The sequence below is a fragment of the Taklimakanibacter lacteus genome (assembly GCA_003576695.1).
Taxonomy (GTDB): Bacteria; Pseudomonadota; Alphaproteobacteria; order Rhizobiales; family Aestuariivirgaceae; genus Taklimakanibacter; species Taklimakanibacter lacteus.
In genome coordinates this window covers 496,889-514,336 of sequence record QOZQ01000003.1, presented here as the reverse complement: position 1 = coordinate 514,336, position 17,448 = coordinate 496,889, and the positions used below count along the sequence as shown (strand labels likewise).

16 protein-coding genes are annotated in these 17,448 nt (G+C 63.3%); 4 read left to right on the top strand and 12 right to left on the bottom strand.

From position 1 onward, the window contains the following. Window positions 1-3: 3 nt before the first annotated feature. From DT068_RS08075 to DT068_RS08060, 4 genes are all read right to left on the bottom strand, one after another. Window positions 4-825 carry a class I SAM-dependent methyltransferase gene (locus DT068_RS08075; protein WP_119389263.1) on the bottom strand — a complete coding sequence of 274 codons (822 nt, stop codon included), beginning with the start codon at window positions 823-825 and terminating at the stop codon, window positions 4-6. A 73-nt stretch (window positions 826-898) separates the two neighbouring features. After that, window positions 899-1,792, bottom strand: a complete 894-nt coding sequence (locus DT068_RS08070) for a carbohydrate ABC transporter permease (protein WP_368904535.1) — start codon at window positions 1,790-1,792, stop codon at window positions 899-901. A 4-nt stretch (window positions 1,793-1,796) separates the two neighbouring features. Beyond that, complete coding sequence (locus DT068_RS08065) at window positions 1,797-2,756, bottom strand: carbohydrate ABC transporter permease (protein WP_368904534.1); 960 nt, start codon at window positions 2,754-2,756, stop codon at window positions 1,797-1,799. A 93-nt stretch (window positions 2,757-2,849) separates the two neighbouring features. Next, window positions 2,850-4,232, bottom strand: coding sequence for an ABC transporter substrate-binding protein (locus tag DT068_RS08060; RefSeq protein ID WP_119389261.1), 1,383 nt, complete (start codon window positions 4,230-4,232; stop codon window positions 2,850-2,852). Window positions 4,233-4,458: 226 nt separating this feature from the next. Between DT068_RS08060 and DT068_RS08055 the strand changes: the two genes are divergently transcribed. Then, window positions 4,459-5,238 (top strand): SDR family NAD(P)-dependent oxidoreductase, encoded by a 780-nt coding sequence (locus tag DT068_RS08055; protein WP_119389332.1) that lies wholly within the window; start codon window positions 4,459-4,461, stop codon window positions 5,236-5,238. A 10-nt stretch (window positions 5,239-5,248) separates the two neighbouring features. On the opposite strand, the gene DT068_RS08050 is transcribed toward DT068_RS08055, so the two are convergent. The 4 genes from DT068_RS08050 to DT068_RS08035 all read right to left on the bottom strand — a co-directional run bounded on the left by DT068_RS08050 (window position 5,249) and on the right by DT068_RS08035 (window position 8,486). Continuing rightward, on the bottom strand, window positions 5,249-6,727 hold the full coding sequence (locus DT068_RS08050) for an amidase (RefSeq protein WP_119389331.1): 1,479 nt from the start codon (window positions 6,725-6,727) through the stop codon (window positions 5,249-5,251). A 97-nt stretch (window positions 6,728-6,824) separates the two neighbouring features. Continuing rightward, window positions 6,825-7,562 (bottom strand): copper homeostasis protein CutC, encoded by a 738-nt coding sequence (locus tag DT068_RS08045; protein WP_119389260.1) that lies wholly within the window; start codon window positions 7,560-7,562, stop codon window positions 6,825-6,827. Next, complete coding sequence (locus tag DT068_RS08040; RefSeq protein WP_119389259.1) at window positions 7,559-8,149, bottom strand: type II toxin-antitoxin system VapC family toxin; 591 nt, start codon at window positions 8,147-8,149, stop codon at window positions 7,559-7,561. Before DT068_RS08040 ends, DT068_RS08045 begins: the two co-directional genes overlap by 4 nt. A gap of 1 nt (window position 8,150) precedes the next feature. Further along, window positions 8,151-8,486, bottom strand: coding sequence for a hypothetical protein (locus DT068_RS08035; protein ID WP_368904532.1), 336 nt, complete (start codon window positions 8,484-8,486; stop codon window positions 8,151-8,153). 137 nt (window positions 8,487-8,623) lie between these two features. Here DT068_RS08035 and DT068_RS08030 point away from each other — a divergent pair, with 137 nt between their 5' ends. Further along, on the top strand, window positions 8,624-10,249 hold the full coding sequence (locus DT068_RS08030; RefSeq protein WP_119389258.1) for a N,N-dimethylformamidase beta subunit family domain-containing protein: 1,626 nt from the start codon (window positions 8,624-8,626) through the stop codon (window positions 10,247-10,249). Here DT068_RS08030 and DT068_RS08025 read toward each other — a convergent pair. Continuing rightward, window positions 10,246-10,668 carry a VOC family protein gene (locus DT068_RS08025; RefSeq protein ID WP_119389329.1) on the bottom strand — a complete coding sequence of 141 codons (423 nt, stop codon included), beginning with the start codon at window positions 10,666-10,668 and terminating at the stop codon, window positions 10,246-10,248. The two genes, DT068_RS08030 and DT068_RS08025, sit on opposite strands and share 4 nt — an antisense overlap. Before the next feature lie 105 nt (window positions 10,669-10,773). On the opposite strand from DT068_RS08025, the gene DT068_RS08020 reads away from it, so the two are divergent. Both DT068_RS08020 and DT068_RS08015 read left to right on the top strand, forming a co-directional pair. Next, window positions 10,774-11,556 (top strand): helix-turn-helix domain-containing protein, encoded by a 783-nt coding sequence (locus DT068_RS08020; protein ID WP_119389257.1) that lies wholly within the window; start codon window positions 10,774-10,776, stop codon window positions 11,554-11,556. A gap of 65 nt (window positions 11,557-11,621) precedes the next feature. Continuing rightward, window positions 11,622-13,652 carry a molybdopterin-containing oxidoreductase family protein gene (locus DT068_RS08015; RefSeq protein WP_119389256.1) on the top strand — a complete coding sequence of 677 codons (2,031 nt, stop codon included), beginning with the start codon at window positions 11,622-11,624 and terminating at the stop codon, window positions 13,650-13,652. 12 nt (window positions 13,653-13,664) lie between these two features. Here the strand turns inward: DT068_RS08015 and DT068_RS08010 are convergent, their stop codons facing one another. The 3 genes from DT068_RS08010 to DT068_RS08000 are packed head-to-tail and all read right to left on the bottom strand — an operon-like array spanning window position 13,665 to window position 17,427. Next, window positions 13,665-15,974: a xanthine dehydrogenase family protein molybdopterin-binding subunit gene (locus DT068_RS08010; protein ID WP_119389255.1), complete on the bottom strand. Its 2,310-nt coding sequence runs from the start codon at window positions 15,972-15,974 to the stop codon at window positions 13,665-13,667. Continuing rightward, on the bottom strand, window positions 15,971-16,954 hold the full coding sequence (locus DT068_RS08005) for an FAD binding domain-containing protein (protein WP_119389254.1): 984 nt from the start codon (window positions 16,952-16,954) through the stop codon (window positions 15,971-15,973). The genes DT068_RS08010 and DT068_RS08005 overlap by 4 nt, the downstream gene beginning before the upstream one ends. Then, window positions 16,951-17,427, bottom strand: coding sequence for a (2Fe-2S)-binding protein (locus DT068_RS08000; protein WP_119389253.1), 477 nt, complete (start codon window positions 17,425-17,427; stop codon window positions 16,951-16,953). Before DT068_RS08000 ends, DT068_RS08005 begins: the two co-directional genes overlap by 4 nt. Between the last annotated feature and the right edge of the window lie 21 nt (window positions 17,428-17,448).

Genomic DNA, 17,448 nt, shown 5'->3' with positions numbered 1-17,448 from the left:
CGATCAATCGCTTCGGCGCGCCAGTATCGCAAAGCGCGAGAGCCGCTTTTCGCTCGCCAGCGCGGCCGCAGTTTCGAGGAAGCGCTGCTGGCCGAAATACGCCTCATCGCCTTCGATCTTGCGCAGATCGGCTTCCCGCCGCGCCCGGGCCGCGAGCCAGCCCGCGGCGTTCATGGCCATGTTGCGGGTGCGGTCCTCGACGCGCTCGACCTCGAAGCCCGCTTCTCTCAGCAACATCTCATCGAGCCCCTCGGGCACGAACATGAAAAGACCGATCGAGGCGCGGATGGCGATCTCGGTATTGGTGATCGGCCCCGTCAGCACGATCGGGTCGGTGAACAGCAACCGCCCGCCCGGCTTCAGCACGCGCCGCCATTCTTCCAGCACATGCGGCCGGTTGGGCAGGTGATTGATCGCATCGATGCAGGTGACGGCATCGAAGCTTTGCGCGGCGAAGGACAGACGCTCGCCGGCATTGCCCTCATAGAATTTGGTGCGGCCCTCATAGCCGAGCTCGCGGGCATTGGCCTTGGCGCTGGCGATGGCTTCGCTGTGCAGATCAAGCCCCGAGACATGGCATCCGGTCTTCTGGGCGATGCGCAAGGTCGGCTTGCCCGAGCCGCAAGCGATGTCCAATAACTGGCTCGATCTGGTGAGGCCCAGCCATGAAATGAAAAGGTCCTGCTCCTCGGCCGTCAGCCAGCCTGTCTGGCCGATATCCTCGCCAAAGGCCTCACGCCTTATGTCGCCATAGAGATCGGTCGCGAAATTGCGATAACTCGCACCGTAAAGATCGACGCGCTTGTCGGTTGGGGAGGTCTGCATAGCCTCGTCCTCGCCTTAATTGCGCACTCAGTCGATGGTTAGGCCGCACGAGCTGGAAATGCAAGCGAACCAACTAACCCTTCACGACGCCTTCCATCAGCCCCTTGAAGAAGAGCTTCTGGGCGAAGGTGAAGGCGACTATGCCGGGCGTCACAACCAGCACATAGACGGCGGCGAGTGCCGGCCATGACCACTGGCCGAGACCGCCCTGGGCGCCGGCGAGGACGACCGGCATGGTGCGCGCGATCTGGTCGTTGGTCAGCGTCGAGCACAGCAGGAACTCACCCCAGGCGGTGACGAAGTTGACGATGAAGATGACGACAAGGCCGTTGCGCGCCATTGGCAGCACGATTTCCCACAGGGTCCGGAACGGCCCGGCGCCATCAACCTCCGCGGCCTCCACCACCTCATGCGGCACCAGCTGGAACACGCTTCTCATGATGAGCACGCTGATCGCCAGATTGAGCGTCACATAAGGCAGGATGAGGCCGGACGTGCTGTTGATGAGATTGAGAAAGTCCTGGATCTCATAGATCGAGATGATCGACACGACGCGGGTCGGGAAATAGAGCGAGATCAAGAGCGCCGCCACGATGAGCCCGCCGCCCTTGGGCTTCATGTGCACGAGCGCATAGCCCGCCAGCACCGCGCAGACCGTGGTGATGATCACCGTGCCGGTCGTGACATAGATGCTGTTGAGAAGGTTGATCGGGAAAGTGTCGATCTTGTCGAACACATAGGCGTAGTGGCCGAAGTCGAAGCGCCGCGGCCAGAAATCGGGGCGCATGGCATCGGAGCGCGACTTGATCGACATCATCAGCACCCAGGCGAGCGGCGCCAGGATGACGATCATGAAGAAGTTGATGATGGCGTGGCGGATGATGGCGTGGCGGTTCTCGCGGAACCAGCCCGGCTCCGGCGTCACCCGGGCGGCACTGCGTTCTGTCGAAGCGAGGACCATGGTCATTGGGCTAACCCCTGGGTCGGAAGATGCGGATGAGGAAGATCATGACAATCATCATGCCGACCGCACCGATCATGCCGATCGCGGCGGCGAAACCCTGGCGCCACAGGCCGAGCTTGAAGGCCTGGTCATACATGAAGATGGTCCAGGTATAGGTCGGCGAGTCGCGGTTGAAGCCGCCGAAGATGAGATACTCGTCGATCACCGCCATCGCCGTTCCGAAGCGCAGCACCACCAGGATCATCATGATGGGGGCCAGCGCGGGGCGCGTAATGTGCCAGAAGATCGACCATTCGCTGGCGCCGTCGATGCGCGCCGCTTCCGGCAGGTCCCTGGGGATGGCGGCGAGGCCGGCGAGGAAGAAGATGGTGTGATAGCCGAGCCCCCACCACACTTCCATGATGGCGATGGCGGGCAGCGTCAGCGGCGTGCCGCCGAGCCATTGCGGCGCGTTCTGCAAGGTGAACAGGCCGAAGATGTCGACCAGCAGGTGGTTGATCGGGCCGACCTGGTAATTGTACATCCATTTCCACAGCACGAAGACGAGCGTGCTCGGGATGACCGCCGGGATCAGCAGCACGACGCGATAGACGGTGGCGACGCGCTGGTTGGACACCCTGTCGACCAGGATGGCGAGCAGCAAGGGCAGGATGATGGTTCCCGGCAGGAACATGATCGTGAACAGCGCCGCCCGCCACAGGCTCGCCCACATCAATGGGTCGTTGAACGCGGTGATATAGTTGGCGAGTCCGACGAACTTCGCCGGCTCGCTCGAGAGATACTGGTAGTCGGTGAAACTGATCCACAGGACCCGGAAGATCGGATAGGCCTGATAGCCGGCGAAGAACAATATGGCCGGCAGCAGAAACCACCAGGGTGTCATGCCATGGCGAAGCGCCGTCAGGCGCGCGCCGAAACTTTCGGCATGCCGAGCGGTCATCTGGTCGGACAAGGTCGTTTCTGCCATGCGCTATGCTAACGGAACAGACAGGCCAAGCACATCGGGGAATGACGAGGGAGAACCGGGGCGGCAAGCCGGCCCCGGTTCCCGCGCCCTCTCCTACTGCTTGCCGCGCGCGATTTCGGCCTGGACCGCGTCCACGACCTTCTTCAGCGCCGCCTTCGGATCGGCTTCCTCGCCCTTGAGATAGGTTTCCCAGATGGGCTTGCCGATGACGAATTGCTGCAGGCCGAAGATATGGTTGGTGATCGCCTTCGCCTTGTCGAGCTGGCCGCGCACCAACGGCACGAAGTCGAGCATCCAGTCCGGCTTGTTGGCTTCCCAGCCGGCATAGATCGACTTGTAGGGCGGCAGCTGGCCGGGATGCGCAGCCGACGTGCCGGCAATCGAATCCTGCCAGATCTGCGCATCATAGGTCAGCGCCTTGATGTACTCCGCCGCCTTCTCCTTGTTCTTGCCGTATTTGAACAAGGCGCAACCCGTCGTCCAGAACACGGTCGAGCCTTCGCCATTGGCGAATTTCGGCAAGGGCCCCATACGCAGCTGCTTGGGATCGTCCCAGTTCGACGCCATGCGCAAAGGCGCATTGAAGTACTTGCTGAAATAACCGACGCGCTCGGCGGCAAAAGCCACTTCGTCCGGCGTGCCGTTGACGCCGCCGTCGGAAGCGCCTTCGAGCAGGATGTCGGGGTGCGACACGCCCATGATGCTCTTCATCAGCTTCAGCGCTTCGACGGCCGCGTCGCTGGTGAAGTCGAACAGGCCTTCGGAGGTGTAGACGTTGCTGCTCATGCTGTGGGTGAAGGGCGCCAGCGACCGCCAACCATGCGAATCGAAGGTGGCGCCGAAGGGTGCCGCCTGCGATTCGACGATCTTCTTGGCGTTGGCGAGATGATCGTCCCATGTCATCGGCGCTTCATCCTTCAGGCCGGCCTTGGTCGTCACGCCCGAATGCCAGGAATTGCCGATGACGTCGAGGAAGAACGGCCAGCCATAGAGCTTGCCGTCGATCGTGTTCTCCTCGCGGATCGAGGGGATCATGTCGTCGATAACTTCCTTCGGGATGTAGTCGTCCCACGGCTCGATGACGTCGGCCGCCTTCATCGCCGACATCTCGACGAACGGCGTCTGGCCGACATAGACGTCCCAGGTGCTCTCCTTCTTCTTGGCTTCCGCTACGAAACGCTCGATGCCGAAGCCTTCGACGGGCGCGATCTGGTAATTGAGGCCGGGGAACTTCTCGTTCACCTTCGGGATGCCGGGGTGAAGATCCTCAATCCACTGATAGAAGGTCGGCGTCAACGGGCGGTCCTGCGCTCTGGCCGAGCCGATACCGTTCTTCGCCGCGGTTCCCACGCCGGCGAGGCCGAGACCGGCCACCAGGCTGCGCGTCAGGAATTCACGCCTGTCGATGCTTCCCTGCTGCAACAAACGGGCGAGAGTCTGCTGCAGTCTGTATTCCTCATCCTTGCGTATTGTCATTGTCTACTCCCGGAATTTGATCAGTCTTCTATGGACTTCATCTGCAGGCGAATGAATTCGCCTTCGCAACTTCCAACCCTGCAAGGGTTGCCGCCGGACTTGACTGCCGGCCTGGCTCACCGGCTCAACGCTCTTCGTGCCCTCCCCTCTCAAAGTCTCGACAGGGCGGAGCGGCTAGATTATCAGATAAACGCATCGTGCCAAGATGCCTTGCGAGGAGAAGCCCGTGAATGTGCTCGATCGTTTCCGTCTGGATGGAAAGCGTCTCTTCGTCACCGGCGGCAGCCGGGGATTTGGCCGGGTAATTGCGCTGGCGGCCGCGGAGGCCGGCGCCGATATCATCCTTAATGGACGCGAGTCCGCGGCCCTCGAGAAGACCGCCGCGGAGGTACGCGAGCGCGGCCGCCAGGCATGGACTTATCCGGCCGATATCGCCGTGCCCGAGATCTGCGAGGCGTTGTGCCAGCGCGTGCTCGCCGAAGCCGGCCCGATCGACATCCTCGTCAACAATGTCGGTGGCCGCAATCTCGATATCGCCGTCGAGGACACCGACCTTGCCACCTGGCGGAAATTCGTCGACCTCAATCTGACCCATTGCTTTCTCGCCACCAAGATCATCGGCGGCGCCATGCTCAAGCGCGGCTCGGGCCGCGTCATCAACATCGCCTCGATCAGCGGCATGATCGCCAATCGCGGCATTGGCGGGCGCCACTACGAGACGACCAAGGCGGCGCTCATCCATTTCACCCGCGCCACCGCGGCCGACTGGGCGCCGCGCGGCGTCACCGTGAATGCCATCTGTCCGGGCCTGTTCATGACCGAGCCCAATGTCGCCTGGGCCGAGAAGCATCCGGAAGTGATCGAGACCTTCGTGCGCCAGGTGCCGATGGGGCGTACCGGCGAGCCGCATGAGATCGGGCCGCTCGCCCTCTATCTCGCCTCGCCGGCCTCGAGCTATGTCACGGGCGCCGCCTTCGTGATCGACGGCGGCTATACGCTGTGGTGACGCAGGGTTTCTAGAGCTTGCACTTCTTGTAGCTATCCATCCACGGACGCCGGCGCTCGAATTCGGCGCTGGCCGCGAACACATCCTCATCGGCATAGCGCTTGCCGACGATCTGCAGGCCCACGGGAAGGCCGTTGTCGGCGAGGCCGGCCGGCACCGTCGCTGCCGGATAGCCGATGAAATTGATGAGATAGGTCATGCACCAGCCGATCAGGCGGTTGATCGGCTGGCCTTCGATCTCCCTCGGCCCCACCGTGTTGCCGTCGGTCGCATTATCGACCGCCAGGCAGGCGAGCGTCGGCGACACCATATAGTCATAAGTGTCGAGCACCGGGCGCAGCGCGTCGAAGACTTCCGTGCGCATGGCCTCATCGGCAAGATATTGCGCAGCACTCATGCGCCGGCCGATCTCGTCCCAATGCCAGAATTCGGGCGGGAAATCATCATGATGGTCGCGCATGAGGTCGATGCCCTGGCGCTTGAAGCCTTCCAGCGCCGCCACCTGCTTGGGCGCGATGAGCCGGCACCACATGTCGGAGAGCTCCATATGCGAGCGCGGGATATTGATCTTGACCTCCTCGACATGGGCGCCCGCTTCTTCGAAAGCCTTCAGTGCCTTGTCGACGACCGCGATGACCCGCTTGTCGACCGGGAAGACGCCATAGTCGCGCGTATAGGCGATCTTCTTGCCGGCGATCGATTTCCTGAGCGCGCCCATGAAGTCGACGCTACCTTCGATGGCGTAGGGATCACGCGAATCGTAGCCCTGCAGCACCGACATGGCGAGCGCCGAATCCTCGACGGTGCGGGTGATCGGGCCTTCGAAGATGAAAGGGATGTTGCCGCTGAAGGCATCGGGCCTGGTCACCAGGGGCACGCGGCCGAAAGCGGGCTTGTAGCCGAAGACGCCGCACCAGGAGGACGGGATGCGGATCGAGCCGCCGCCATCAGTGCCCTCGCACAGTGGCAGGAGGCCCGCCGCCACGGCGCCGGCGCTGCCGCCGGAGGAGCCGCCGGTATTCTTGGTCAGGTCGAAGGGATTGCGCGAAGGGCCGAACAGGTAATTGTCGCAAGTGCCCCGGAAGCCGAAGACCGGGCTGTTGGTCTTGCCGACCATGACGGCGCCTGCCCTCTCCATGCGCTCGGCAAAAATGCAATAGCTGTCGGCGACATAATCCTTGAGCGCGCGGATGCCGCCGAAGGTCGTGACCCAGCCCGGCTTGAAGTCGAAGCAATCCTTCATCGCGATCGGCACGCCGTGGAACGGCCCGACGGCGTCGCCGCGCATGATGGCCGCTTCCGCCTGCTTTGCCGCCTTGCGGGCGTCGTCATAGCCGAAAATGATAAGCGCGTTGATCTTCGAGTTATGTTTCTCGATACGTGCAATGGCGCTGTCCACCACCTCGACGGGCGAGACCTCCTTGCGGCGAATGCGTGCCGCCAGTGTCGTCGCCGAGTCCGCTTTAGCCAGCTCTTCCGTTGCCGACATCTTCATTTCCCCGTGATCTCGAATGCACATATCAAACTGACATGCACGGAGATGTCGAGCAACCTTGGCGCGAAGCGGCACGGCTATGCGAAAATCGCTACCCCGGCTCTTTCCCCATCACCGCGCGAATGATCGCCGCCGACGTGACGAAGCGATCATATTCGGGGGCGCGCAACTCGCCGCCCATATAGACATGGTGGCGGCGGAACTTCATGCCGCCGGCGACGGCCTCGCGGCCGGCGAAATGGATCTCGCGCGGCTTCGCCTCGGCAATGATCCGCACTGCATTGCGCGCATTTATGCCGCCGCCCGGCATGATGATGATCCGCTCGCCGGCGCGGCGGATGAGCTCGATGATGAGCGGCAAGCCTTCCAGCACGCTCGGCTCCTGGCCCGAGGTCAGGACCCGGTCGACGCCCAGGCCGATCAGCGTCTCCAGGGCTTCGAAAGGATCGCGCGTCATGTCGAATGCGCGGTGGAAGGTCACCGACAGCGGCCGCGCCCGGGCGATCAGTTCACGCGTGCGGTCGGCATCGACAATGCCGTCTGCCGTGAGGATACCGATGACGACGCCATCGGCCCCCTCCGCCCTGGCGGTGTCGATATCGGCCTGCATGACGGCGAGTTCATCGTCATCGAACAGGAAATCACCACCGCGCGGCCTGATGATGACCTGGAGGCCTATCCCCTCGACCTTGCGGGCTTCGCGGATCATGCCGCGGCTCGGCGTCGTGCCGCCCTCCAGCAGATTGGCGCATAATTCGGCGCGATGCGCTCCCGCTTCCCTGGCGGCGCGCACGCCCGCGATTGAATCCACGCAGATTTCATAAATCATTTTGATCTCATCACTTGTTGCCGCTCTTGCCGGTAAAAGAGCGCCCGCCCATCGGGAACCAGCTGCAGCAGTATATCGTAGTCAGCCACATTGGCAGTCAGAACGACGAACCCCAGCTTCAGCGCTTGCAGAAACAGCACACAATCATTGAGCGCCCTCAATTTCCGATCGACCGCATACCCTTGAAGGCGACAAAGGACGCCCGACAACAGCGCTGCTCTCCCGAGCACGTCGGAATCCGGCGTGTTGATCCGATGCGCCGGCATGGCTTGAATCTGTTTGCGTATCTCGTTGATGACTCCCGGCGTGCGGGGATCGTCGGGCCTCAACACACCGACGCTGTGCATCAACTCTTGTATCGCGATGGTCGAGTGGTTGATTTGCCGCCGTCGGATCAGTTCATCGAGAATAGCAGGCGATCTGTTCTGCATCTGATCAATATAGACACATGTATCGAGCAACAGTTCCTGCCCGGCCAGCTGATCCTCGGCAATGAAGGACAAATCCCGATCCGGTCGCCGAGCAAGTGTCCTCTGCGGATCGAAACGCGCCCAGCGTCGCGCGGCGTCAGAGTCGAATGCAGCCACCTCAGAAGCCGAGCTTGATGTCGGAATCCACTTTGCCCCGCGACTCCTTGAAGACCTCGGCGAACCTGTCCTCCAGCGCAATATTCGCCAAGGCGAACTCTATCAAGTCCGTGTCCGTTTCGATGCCCGTCCGCCTCTTGGCCTGATCTATCAGCTTCCGGCTGACTCTGCCGCCAATTCGACTGTCCTTCTCGTTCAACAATCCAGACCGCTCGGCAGCCTTGATGACGGGTTCAACGCGGGCGGCACGTAATTCAAGGTAGAGGCCGACGATGGTCTTTGCCGGCCTGGGCGACTGCCCACGGCGGCCGACATGGCGCTTGGCGATCTTGGACATCGGAAACCCTTCGTTGGACAATTTCCTGCTTTGTCTAACATAAGCCGCAACCTACCCCAGTTCAAGCGGCATCGCGCTATCGCCTCTGAACCCAAGCAGGCTTTTGAAATAGAAGAATATTTGCTACTGCGCTGCAGATGGTCGACGTTCGGCAGCCCTCCGATGAATGGCTCGCGCAAGCGGTGCTCGGTAACTACGCCGAACGTCCGCGCGCCGAAAATCTCGAGCGCCTGCGCATATGGTCCTATTGCGATGCCCAGTCCTATGCGCCGGGCGAGACGGTCAGGATTCACACCTGCACAAACGCCCGCACTTACAGTCTTCACGTCATTCGCGATGGCCTCGCGCAGGAAATGGTGCTCGAGCGGAAGGGATTGCCCGGCAAGCTTCATCACATTCCGGAAGACTGCTCGGTGAATGGCTGCTCCTGGCCGGTTGCCTTCGAATTCGAGATCGACGATGACTGGCGCTCAGGCGCCTATATCGTGCGCACGAAATGCCTCGATGGCACCAAGGTCGCCGACACGCATGATCATCTTTTCATCGTGCGGCCGAAGTCTGCCAAGACACTGCCGGGCCGCCTGCTCCTGATCGCCGCGACCTCGACCTGGACCGCCTATAATGACTGGGGCGGATCGAACCACTATCAGGGCTTCACCGGTCCCGAGGGCAATCTCTTTTCTGCCCAGCTCAGCATCCTCCGGCCTTTCGCCAGGGGTTTCATCAGCCTGCCCGCTGACGTGCCACGGCCGACGCTGATGGAGCCGCCCGGCAGGATGGCGCTGCCGTGCTATCCGCATATGGAATGGGCTTACGCCAACGGCTTCAGCAAGAAATATGCCTCGGCCGGCTGGGCCAGCTATGAACGGCATTTCGCGCGCTGGGCCGAGGCGCAAGGTTATCAGCTCGACATCATCGCGCAGAGCGATCTCCATTCCCGGCCGGAAATCCTGCCGGCCTATTCGTGTCTGGCGATGGTCGGCCACGATGAATACTGGTCATGGCAGATGCGCGATGCGATCGATGCCTATGTCGATCGGGGCGGGCATGTGGCGCGCTTCGCCGGCAATTTCATGTGGCAGATCAGGCTCGAGCAGGAAGACCGGATCCAGATCTGCCACAAGTATCTCGCGACCAGGAACGATCCCTATATGACGAGCGGGCCGCGCCATCTGGTGACCGAATCCTGGGAAGCCCGCGAGATCGGCCGACCAGGCGCGCTCACTTTCGGTTTGAACGCGACGCGCGGCCTCTATGCCGGCTGGTCCGGCTGCTCGCCGCGCGGCGCCAAGGGCTTCCCGGTCTATCGTCCGGAGCATTGGGCCTTCAAGGATACCGGCCTTTATTATGGCGATGTGCTGGGCGCGCAGTCGGTCATTTTCGGTTATGAGGTCGACGGGCTCGACTATGAGATCAGAGGCGGCCTGCCCCATGTCGCACCCGGCGAGCTGGCGCCCGAGGGACTCGAGATCCTGGCGCTCGGCCTCTCCTCGACCATCGAGGAAGGTCCGACCATCGTGCCGGGCAAGGTCTTCCTCGGCAGCGAGGACGCCGAATATGTCGCTTCCGTCCTCAAGGGCTCATCCGATGTGCCGGCAATCGAGGCCACCAAGCGCGGCTGCGGCATGATCGTGAATTTCCGGCGGGGCAAAGGCGAAGTCTTTCACGCCGGAACCTGCGAGTGGGTTGCGGGCCTCCTGCGCCGGGACGAGATGGTCATGCAGGTGACCCGCAATGTGCTCGACCGGTATTTGCGGCCTTAATCTTCCGGCAGGAAAGCCGGATTGTAGATGATCTCCCAAAGGTGATCGTCGGGGTCCTGGAAATAGCCGGCATAGCCGCCCCAGAAGGTCTTCTGCGCCGGCTTGATCTCGCGCGCGCCGGCGGCGATCGCTTGGCGCATCACCTCATCGACCTCCCTCTCGCTCCTCACATTGTGGCCAATGGTGAATTCCGACGGGCTACGGCCGATCTTGGCGACGCCGGCATCGTGAGCGAGATTGTCGCGTTCGAAGAGCGCCAGCTTCAGACCACTCTGCAGATCGATGAACACGACTGCGCCATGCTCGAACTCGGTCCCAATGATACCTTCGGTCGGAAGGCCGAGGCCGTCGCGATAGAAGCGCAAGGATGTTTCGAGGTCATCGACACCAATGGTCAATACGGCAATTCTCGGTTTCATCATGTCTCTCCTTCATCCGATGCCCATAATCTGGCCGTGCAGCGCCCCTGTTTCTTGAACAATTCGGCCAATCGCCTGTCCCGAAAAGATGCTACCCTGTCGGTCATGAAAGATGGAACCGCAGTACCGGCCTTGACTACCGGGTGGTTCACGGAGCGTCCCGTAGCACCAGCGCTCAGCGAGAGCTTCAGCCATGTGTGGACGCACCGGATGCCCGAGGTCGGTGCGCCGCCCGTCATCGTGACGCCCGATGCGACGATCGATGTGCAGTGGATCGAAGGAAAGCTCCGCGTCGCCGGGCCCGACAAGTCGCCACAGACGGAAGTCCTCAAGCCGGGTACGACCGTCATCGGTTTCCGGTTCCGCCCCGGTGCAGCCGCGCAATGGCTGGGCACGGCGGCGCATGAGCTGCGCGACCAACGCGTGATGCTGGATGATCTGTGGGGTGCAAAGGCAAGGAGGCTGGCGGACCATGTGGGCGGCGATGAGGACGTCACCGCGCTTATCGCTTCGCTCGAAGGCGCCTTGGCGGGTGCGATGCCGGCGCGCATTGCGGCAGACAAGGTCATGATCGCCGCCTTCACCTTGATCGAGAGAGGCCCGCCGCCCGGCGTGTCTCTCATCCCCTGGCTCGGCCGCGCATTGGCCCTGAGCGAGCGGACCTTGCGGCGCCGGTTCGACGAAGCCTTCGGCTATGGCCCCAAGACACTCGACCGTATCCTGCGCTATCAGCGCTTCCGCAAGCTCAGCCACAAGGCGCCCCGAACATCGACCGCGCTGCTGGCAGCTGAAGCAGGCTATGCCGATCAGGCCCATCTGGTGCGCGAGAGCCGCCGTCTGACCGGCCGGACACCTTTGGCGCTCGCCAGGATGCGGCGCTCCGGCTGATTGGCCTGAGCCGACATCCGCCAAGTGGACAGGCCGCGCGCCATCGCCTCATGCTATAAGGCGGCATGGCACAGTCCCAGATCATCAAGACCACCTGCCCGCGGGATTGCTATGATGCCTGCGGCATCACCGTCACGAAGCGGAACGGCGTCATCGCCAATGTGCTGGGCGACCCGGATCATGCGATCACGCGGGGCGCCCTGTGCGGGAAATGTGCGATCGCCTATAATGGCGCCTGGCGCGATCCGGCTCTGCGTCTGACCACGCCGCTGAAACGCGTCGGTGCCAAAGGCAAAGGCGAGTTCACAGCCGTCACCTGGGACGAAGCCCTGGGCGAGATCGCGGCGAAGCTCGGGCGCCTCATCGGGACCGGCAAGAGCCGCAGCATCCTGCACACGCATTATACCGGGACCGTCAGCCTCATCGGCGGCACTTTTCCCATTCGCTTGTTCAACCGCATCGGCGCCACCGAGGTCGATCCCGACACGGTGTGCAACAAGGCCGGCCATGCGGCGCTCGAGCTCGTCTTCGGCAGTTCCGCGGAAGGCTTCGACCCGCGCTCGGCGAAGGATGCAAACTGCATCATCGTCTGGGGCGCCAACCCGTCCCATTCCGCCCCGCACCAGGACAAGCACTGGCTGAAGGACGCACGCGCAGCCGGGGCCAAAATCATCGTCGTCGATCCCATCGCGCATGACACGGCGAAAGCGGCCGATATCCATCTGAAGCTCAGGCCCGGCAGCGATGCCGCACTCGCCTTCGCGCTGCTTCATGTCGTGCGCGCCAGAGGGCTTGCCGATGAGGCTTTCCTCACCCGTCATGTGCTCGGTTCCGAGGAGCTGATCCCGGCGATCGAGGCGATGACGCCGGCGCGCGCGGCGGAACTGTGCGGCGTGCCCGCGACGCTCATCGAAGAGGCCGCCATGGCCTATGCGGCGGGTCCCTCGCTTCTGTGGCTCGGCCAGGGCGTGCAGCGCCAGCCGCAGGGCGGCAATGTGTTCCGCGCCATCGCCGCCCTCATCGCCTTTACCGGCAATCTCGGCAAGAAGGGGGCAGGCTTCTGCTACCTGAATGGCGCGCAACTGCGCGGCATCGACCCGGCGAGCCTGACGGCGCCCGAGCTCGCCCGTGACGGCACGGGATCCATCAGCCATATGGACCTCGCCGCGGCGCTGGAAGACCCGGACAAGTCTCTCGCCTTCATCAACTGGAACAATAACCCCGCCGCCTCGTCGCCCGAGCAGAAGCGGCTGCGCCGGGCGCTCACCCGTGACGATCTCTTCCATGTCGCCATCGATCTCTTCCACACCGACACGACCAACTATGCCGATATCGTGCTGCCGGCGGCGAGTTTCCTCGAATTCGACGATCTCGTTTTGTCCTATTTCGACCTCACGGTGTCGGCGCAGGTGAAGGCGGCCGACCCGCCCGGCGAGGCGCTGCCCAATCAGGAGATCTTCCGCCAGCTTGCCCGCGCCATGGGCTGTGACGATCCCCTCCTGTTCGAACGGGATGATGATCTCATCGCCCGGCTCCTGGCGCAGACGCCCTATCGCGGCAACTTCGCCGATCTCGCGAAGCTCGGCACGGTGACCGTGTTTCCTGAACCGCGCATTCAGTTCGCCGATCTTGCCTTCGCGACACCGTCCGGGCGCATCGAGCTGGCGAGTGCCCGCGCCGAGCAGCAAGGTCTGCCGCGCCTGCCTCTGCCCCATGCCGATGCACCGCCCGAGCATGGGCGTTTGCGCATCCTCTCGCCCGCTTCCTTGTGGCTGATGAATTCGAGCTATGGCAATGACAAGGTCATCCGCCGCCGGCTCGGCCCGCCGACCCTCACGCTCCATCCCGATGATGCGGCGCAAGCGGGCTTCGCCGCGGGCGATCCCGTCCGCATCGCCAATGAAACGGGTGAGCTCACCCTCGCCATCGCCATATCGGATACGGCGCAGCCCGGCATGGGCATCGTTCATAAGGGCCGCTGGCCCGGCTCATCGCTGGGCGATGCCAATGTCAATGCGCTGGTCTCAGGGCGCAAGAGCGACATGGCCGAAAGCACCGCCGTTCACGGCACCGAGGTGCGCCTGCTGCATCCGTGAAGCCGGACTTGCTCAGTCGCCCAGCAGCTTCTCCAGCGTGATCGGCAGCTCACGAATGCGTTTGCCGGTCGCGTGATAGACCGCATTGGCAATGGCGGGCGCCACGCCGACAATACCGAGCTCGCCCACAGCCTTACCGCCCAAGGCTGAGGCATGGAAGTCCGGTACGCCGACCGAGATCACCTCGATATCGGGAATGTCGGCATTGGTGGCGATGAGATAGTCGCCGAGATTGTTGTTGATCACGCGGCCCTGGCGCGGATCGACGAGGCCCTCCTCGAGCAGGGCCTGGCCGATGCCCATGATGATGCCGCCTTTCCACTGGCTCTCGGCGAGCTTGGGGTTGTACAGCCTGCCTGAATCGAGGGCGGAAACGACGCGCGACACGCGCACCGTGCCGAAATCCTCATCCACCCTGACCTCGATGAAATGCACACACCATGCATGGAGCGAATAATCACCATCGGTCGGCGAGCGCATGCGGGTGATGGTGTTGTAGGTCGCAAGCTTGTCGGCGGCGCTGTTGGCGTTTTCCGGCAAGGTATCGCGCTGGACTTCGATCTTGTCACGTCCGAGACGGCGCAGCAGTTCCGCAATGGACATGCTCTCGCCGCCGCGCGGCGGCGAGATCACGCCGTCGGCAATCGACAGCGTATTCGCCTGCAGTTCCCTGAAGGGCGACTTCGGATCATTGATGGCAAGGCCGATCAATTCATCGCGCGCCGCGGTGGCGGCTTTGTGCACGGCGCCCGTCATGAGATTGGCAAGCTGCGAGCCGCCGGCGACGGGTGCGCCCGGCAAGGCGGAGTCGCCGAGCTTCACCTCGATTTGCTCGACCGGCATGCCGATCGCCTCGGCCGCGGTCTGGGCCAGGATCGTGTAAGTGCCCTGCCCCATATCGATGCCGCTGCTCGCCACCTCGGCACGGCCGTCGGCGAAGATGCGCACCAGCGCTTCGCCTGCGGTGCGGCGCACCGGATAGGTGCCGGCCGCAACACCCCAGCCGATCAGATGATGGCCGTCGCGCATCGAGCGCGGCTTCGGGTTGCGCTTCGCCCAGCCGAAGGCCTTCGCACCCTCCTCATAGGCCTCGCGCAACCGGCGCGTCGACCAGGGCTTCTTCGCATGCGGATCCTCTTCGGCATAATTCAGGAGCCGGATCGCCACCGGATCGATGCCGACCTCATAGCTGAGCTCATCGATGGCGCATTCGATGCCCCAGGCGCTCGGATTCTCGCCCGGCGCCCGGAGCGCGCAAGGCGTCACCGTATTGACCGGCACGATATTCTGGCGTGCCGACAGATTGGGCGTCGCATACATGAGTGCTGTGACCGAGGCCAAAGGCTCGACCCACACGCCATCGACCGAGGTCTCATTGGCGCCCTTCTGGACGATCGAGAGCAGATTGCCTTCTTTGGTGGCGCCAAGCGACAAGGTCTGGCGCGTCGCCGGCCTGCCGCCGAAAGCAGTGAAGGTCTGCGGCCGCGTGACCGCGAGCTTCACCGGACGGTTCAGCATCTTCGCCGCCATGGTGGCAATCGCGCCATGGCCAAGTGCGAAAGCCTTCGAGCCAAAGCCGCCGCCGACATAGGGCGATATTAGCCGTACCTTTTCGTCAGGCAGGCCATACCATTCGGCATAGTTATGGATCATGAAGTTGACCCACTGGCTCGGCTCCCATACCGTGAGCATGTCGCCCTGCCACTCCGCCACGAGGCCATGCGGCTCGATCGGCACATTATATTCACGCGGCGTCCTGTAGGTCTGCTCAATGCGCACGGGCGCCTCGGCGAAGGCCCTTCCGGCATCGCCCCAGGCAACCGCCATGGCGTCGAGCGGATTGCCCGCGCCCGATTTCGGGTCGTCGTAGCTGGGGATGGACTCCTTCTCCTCATAGTCGATCCTGAGGAGGCCCGCCGCCTCGCTTGCCTGCTCGAAGGTCTCCGCGATCACCGCCGCTACATGCTGGCCGGTGAAATTGATCTCGCGCGTCAACGCCAGATAGGGCTTGTCCGATGAGGGCGCCCCCGTCCAGGTAGTTATGGGCTTCAGCGGCATGACATTGTCCGGCGTGATCACCAGCAGCACGCCCGGCGCTGCTTCCGCCGGCTTGCTGTCGATCGCGCGAATATGTCCGGATGGGATCGTGCTCTGCACGATCACCGCATAAGCCATGTTGGCGGGATGGTGCTCCAGCCCATAGCGGGCCTGGCCCTTGATCTTGGCCGGTCCATCGATGCGCGACAGGCGGCTGCCGAGCGCCGACGCAGCACCGCCGTCGGTGGAATCGCCGCGCTTCATTTTCGCTGCAACTGGGGTCATGCGAGGCCTCCGACTTTGAGGATGGCGCGGGCGATGACACGCGGCGCCAGATCGATCTTGTAGTGATTGTCACCCTGCGCGATGGCGCCTTCCATGGCGAGCAGGCTGGCGCGCATTACCGTTTCCGGCTCCAGCGTTTTGCCTTTCAGCGCCTTCTCCACCGCATGAGCACGCCAGGGCTTCGTGGCGACGCCGCCCAATGCCACGCGGATGTCGCGAATGGTCCTGCCATCGGCTTCGAGATCGAGTCCGACCGCGGCGCTGGCGGCCGCGAATTCGTAAGACTGGCGGTCGCGCACCTTGAGATAGGTGGAGCGTCTGGCCGCTGCCGATGCGGGAATGCTGACCGCCGTGATCACCTCACCCGGCTCGATCGCCTGTTCGCGATCGGGCGTTGCTCCGGGCAGAAGGAAGAAGTCATCGACCGGCACCTTCCTGTCGCCCAGATGCACGATGGCATCGAAGGCGACGAGCGCCACGGCGAGATCGCCCGGATTGGTGGCGATGCAGGAAGAGCTCGTGCCGAGCACCGCGTGATTGCGGGTGATGCCGCCCCGCGCCGCACAGCCCGATCCCGGCTGGCGCTTGTTGCAGGCGGCAAAGGAATTGGGATCGCGGAAATAGGCGCAGCGCGTACGCTGCATGAGATTGCCGCCAATGGTCGCCATATTGCGCAATTGCGCCGAGGCCGCCTGCCACAGCGCCTCCGACACGGCCGGGAATTCGGCGCGGATCGCCTTGTCGTCGGCCACATGGCTCATCTTGGCGAGTGCCCCCAGATGAGCGCCCTCCCTGGTCACCTCGATCGCATCGAGGCCCTTCAGATGGGTGATGTCGACCACATGGTCGGGCCTGGCGACGCCGCATTTGGCGAGATCGAGCAAGGTCGTCCCGCCCGCCAGCAGCATGGCGCCGGATTGCTGCGCGAGACGGCGCGCATCTTCAACGGAAGCGGCGCGGGCATAGGTGAAGTCCCTCATGACAGCGCCTCCCTGGCTTCGCGCACGGCGGCGACGATATGCGGATAGGCGCCGCAGCGGCACAGATTGCCCGACATATATTCGCGGATCTCGGCATCGGACGAGGCATGGCCTTCCCTGATGCAGGCGACCGCCGACATGATCTGGCCCGGCGTGCAATAGCCGCACTGGAAGGCATCATGCTTGAGGAAGGCGGCCTGGACGGGATGAAGCTCGGCGCCGTCGGGCGTCAGGCCCTCGACGGTGGTGATCTCCCTGCCCTCGACCTGGGCGGCGAGTGTCAGACATGCGAGCACGCGCTCGCCATCGACATGGACGGTGCAGGCGCCGCACTGGCCCTGGTCGCAGCCCTTCTTGGAGCCCGTGAGGTTCAGGTGCTCGCGCAGGGCATCGAGCAAGGTGACGCGCGGCTCGATCACGAGCTCGCGCGCGACGCCATTGACGTGAAGCTTGATTTTCAGGGGTTTGCTCATGGATGCGGGCCTCACTCTGCC

Excerpts from the sequence above, each read along its gene's own strand:
- DT068_RS08070 (WP_368904535.1), bottom strand. The coding sequence starts at position 1,792 with ATGACCATGGTCCTCGCTTCGACAGAACGCAGTGCCGCCCGGGTGACG.
- DT068_RS08050 (WP_119389331.1), bottom strand. The coding sequence starts at position 6,727 with ATGTCGGCAACGGAAGAGCTGGCTAAAGCGGACTCGGCGACGACACTG.
- DT068_RS08005 (WP_119389254.1), bottom strand. The coding sequence starts at position 16,954 with ATGAGGGACTTCACCTATGCCCGCGCCGCTTCCGTTGAAGATGCGCGC.
- DT068_RS08060 (WP_119389261.1), bottom strand. The coding sequence starts at position 4,232 with ATGACAATACGCAAGGATGAGGAATACAGACTGCAGCAGACTCTCGCC.
- DT068_RS08020 (WP_119389257.1), top strand. The coding sequence starts at position 10,774 with ATGAAAGATGGAACCGCAGTACCGGCCTTGACTACCGGGTGGTTCACG.
- DT068_RS08015 (WP_119389256.1), top strand. The coding sequence starts at position 11,622 with ATGGCACAGTCCCAGATCATCAAGACCACCTGCCCGCGGGATTGCTAT.
- DT068_RS08075 (WP_119389263.1), bottom strand. The coding sequence starts at position 825 with ATGCAGACCTCCCCAACCGACAAGCGCGTCGATCTTTACGGTGCGAGT.
- DT068_RS08010 (WP_119389255.1), bottom strand. The coding sequence starts at position 15,974 with ATGACCCCAGTTGCAGCGAAAATGAAGCGCGGCGATTCCACCGACGGC.
- DT068_RS08000 (WP_119389253.1), bottom strand. The coding sequence starts at position 17,427 with ATGAGCAAACCCCTGAAAATCAAGCTTCACGTCAATGGCGTCGCGCGC.
- DT068_RS08025 (WP_119389329.1), bottom strand. The coding sequence starts at position 10,668 with ATGAAACCGAGAATTGCCGTATTGACCATTGGTGTCGATGACCTCGAA.
- DT068_RS08030 (WP_119389258.1), top strand. The coding sequence starts at position 8,624 with ATGGTCGACGTTCGGCAGCCCTCCGATGAATGGCTCGCGCAAGCGGTG.
- DT068_RS08045 (WP_119389260.1), bottom strand. The coding sequence starts at position 7,562 with ATGATTTATGAAATCTGCGTGGATTCAATCGCGGGCGTGCGCGCCGCC.
- DT068_RS08065 (WP_368904534.1), bottom strand. The coding sequence starts at position 2,756 with ATGGCAGAAACGACCTTGTCCGACCAGATGACCGCTCGGCATGCCGAA.
- DT068_RS08035 (WP_368904532.1), bottom strand. The coding sequence starts at position 8,486 with ATGTCCAAGATCGCCAAGCGCCATGTCGGCCGCCGTGGGCAGTCGCCC.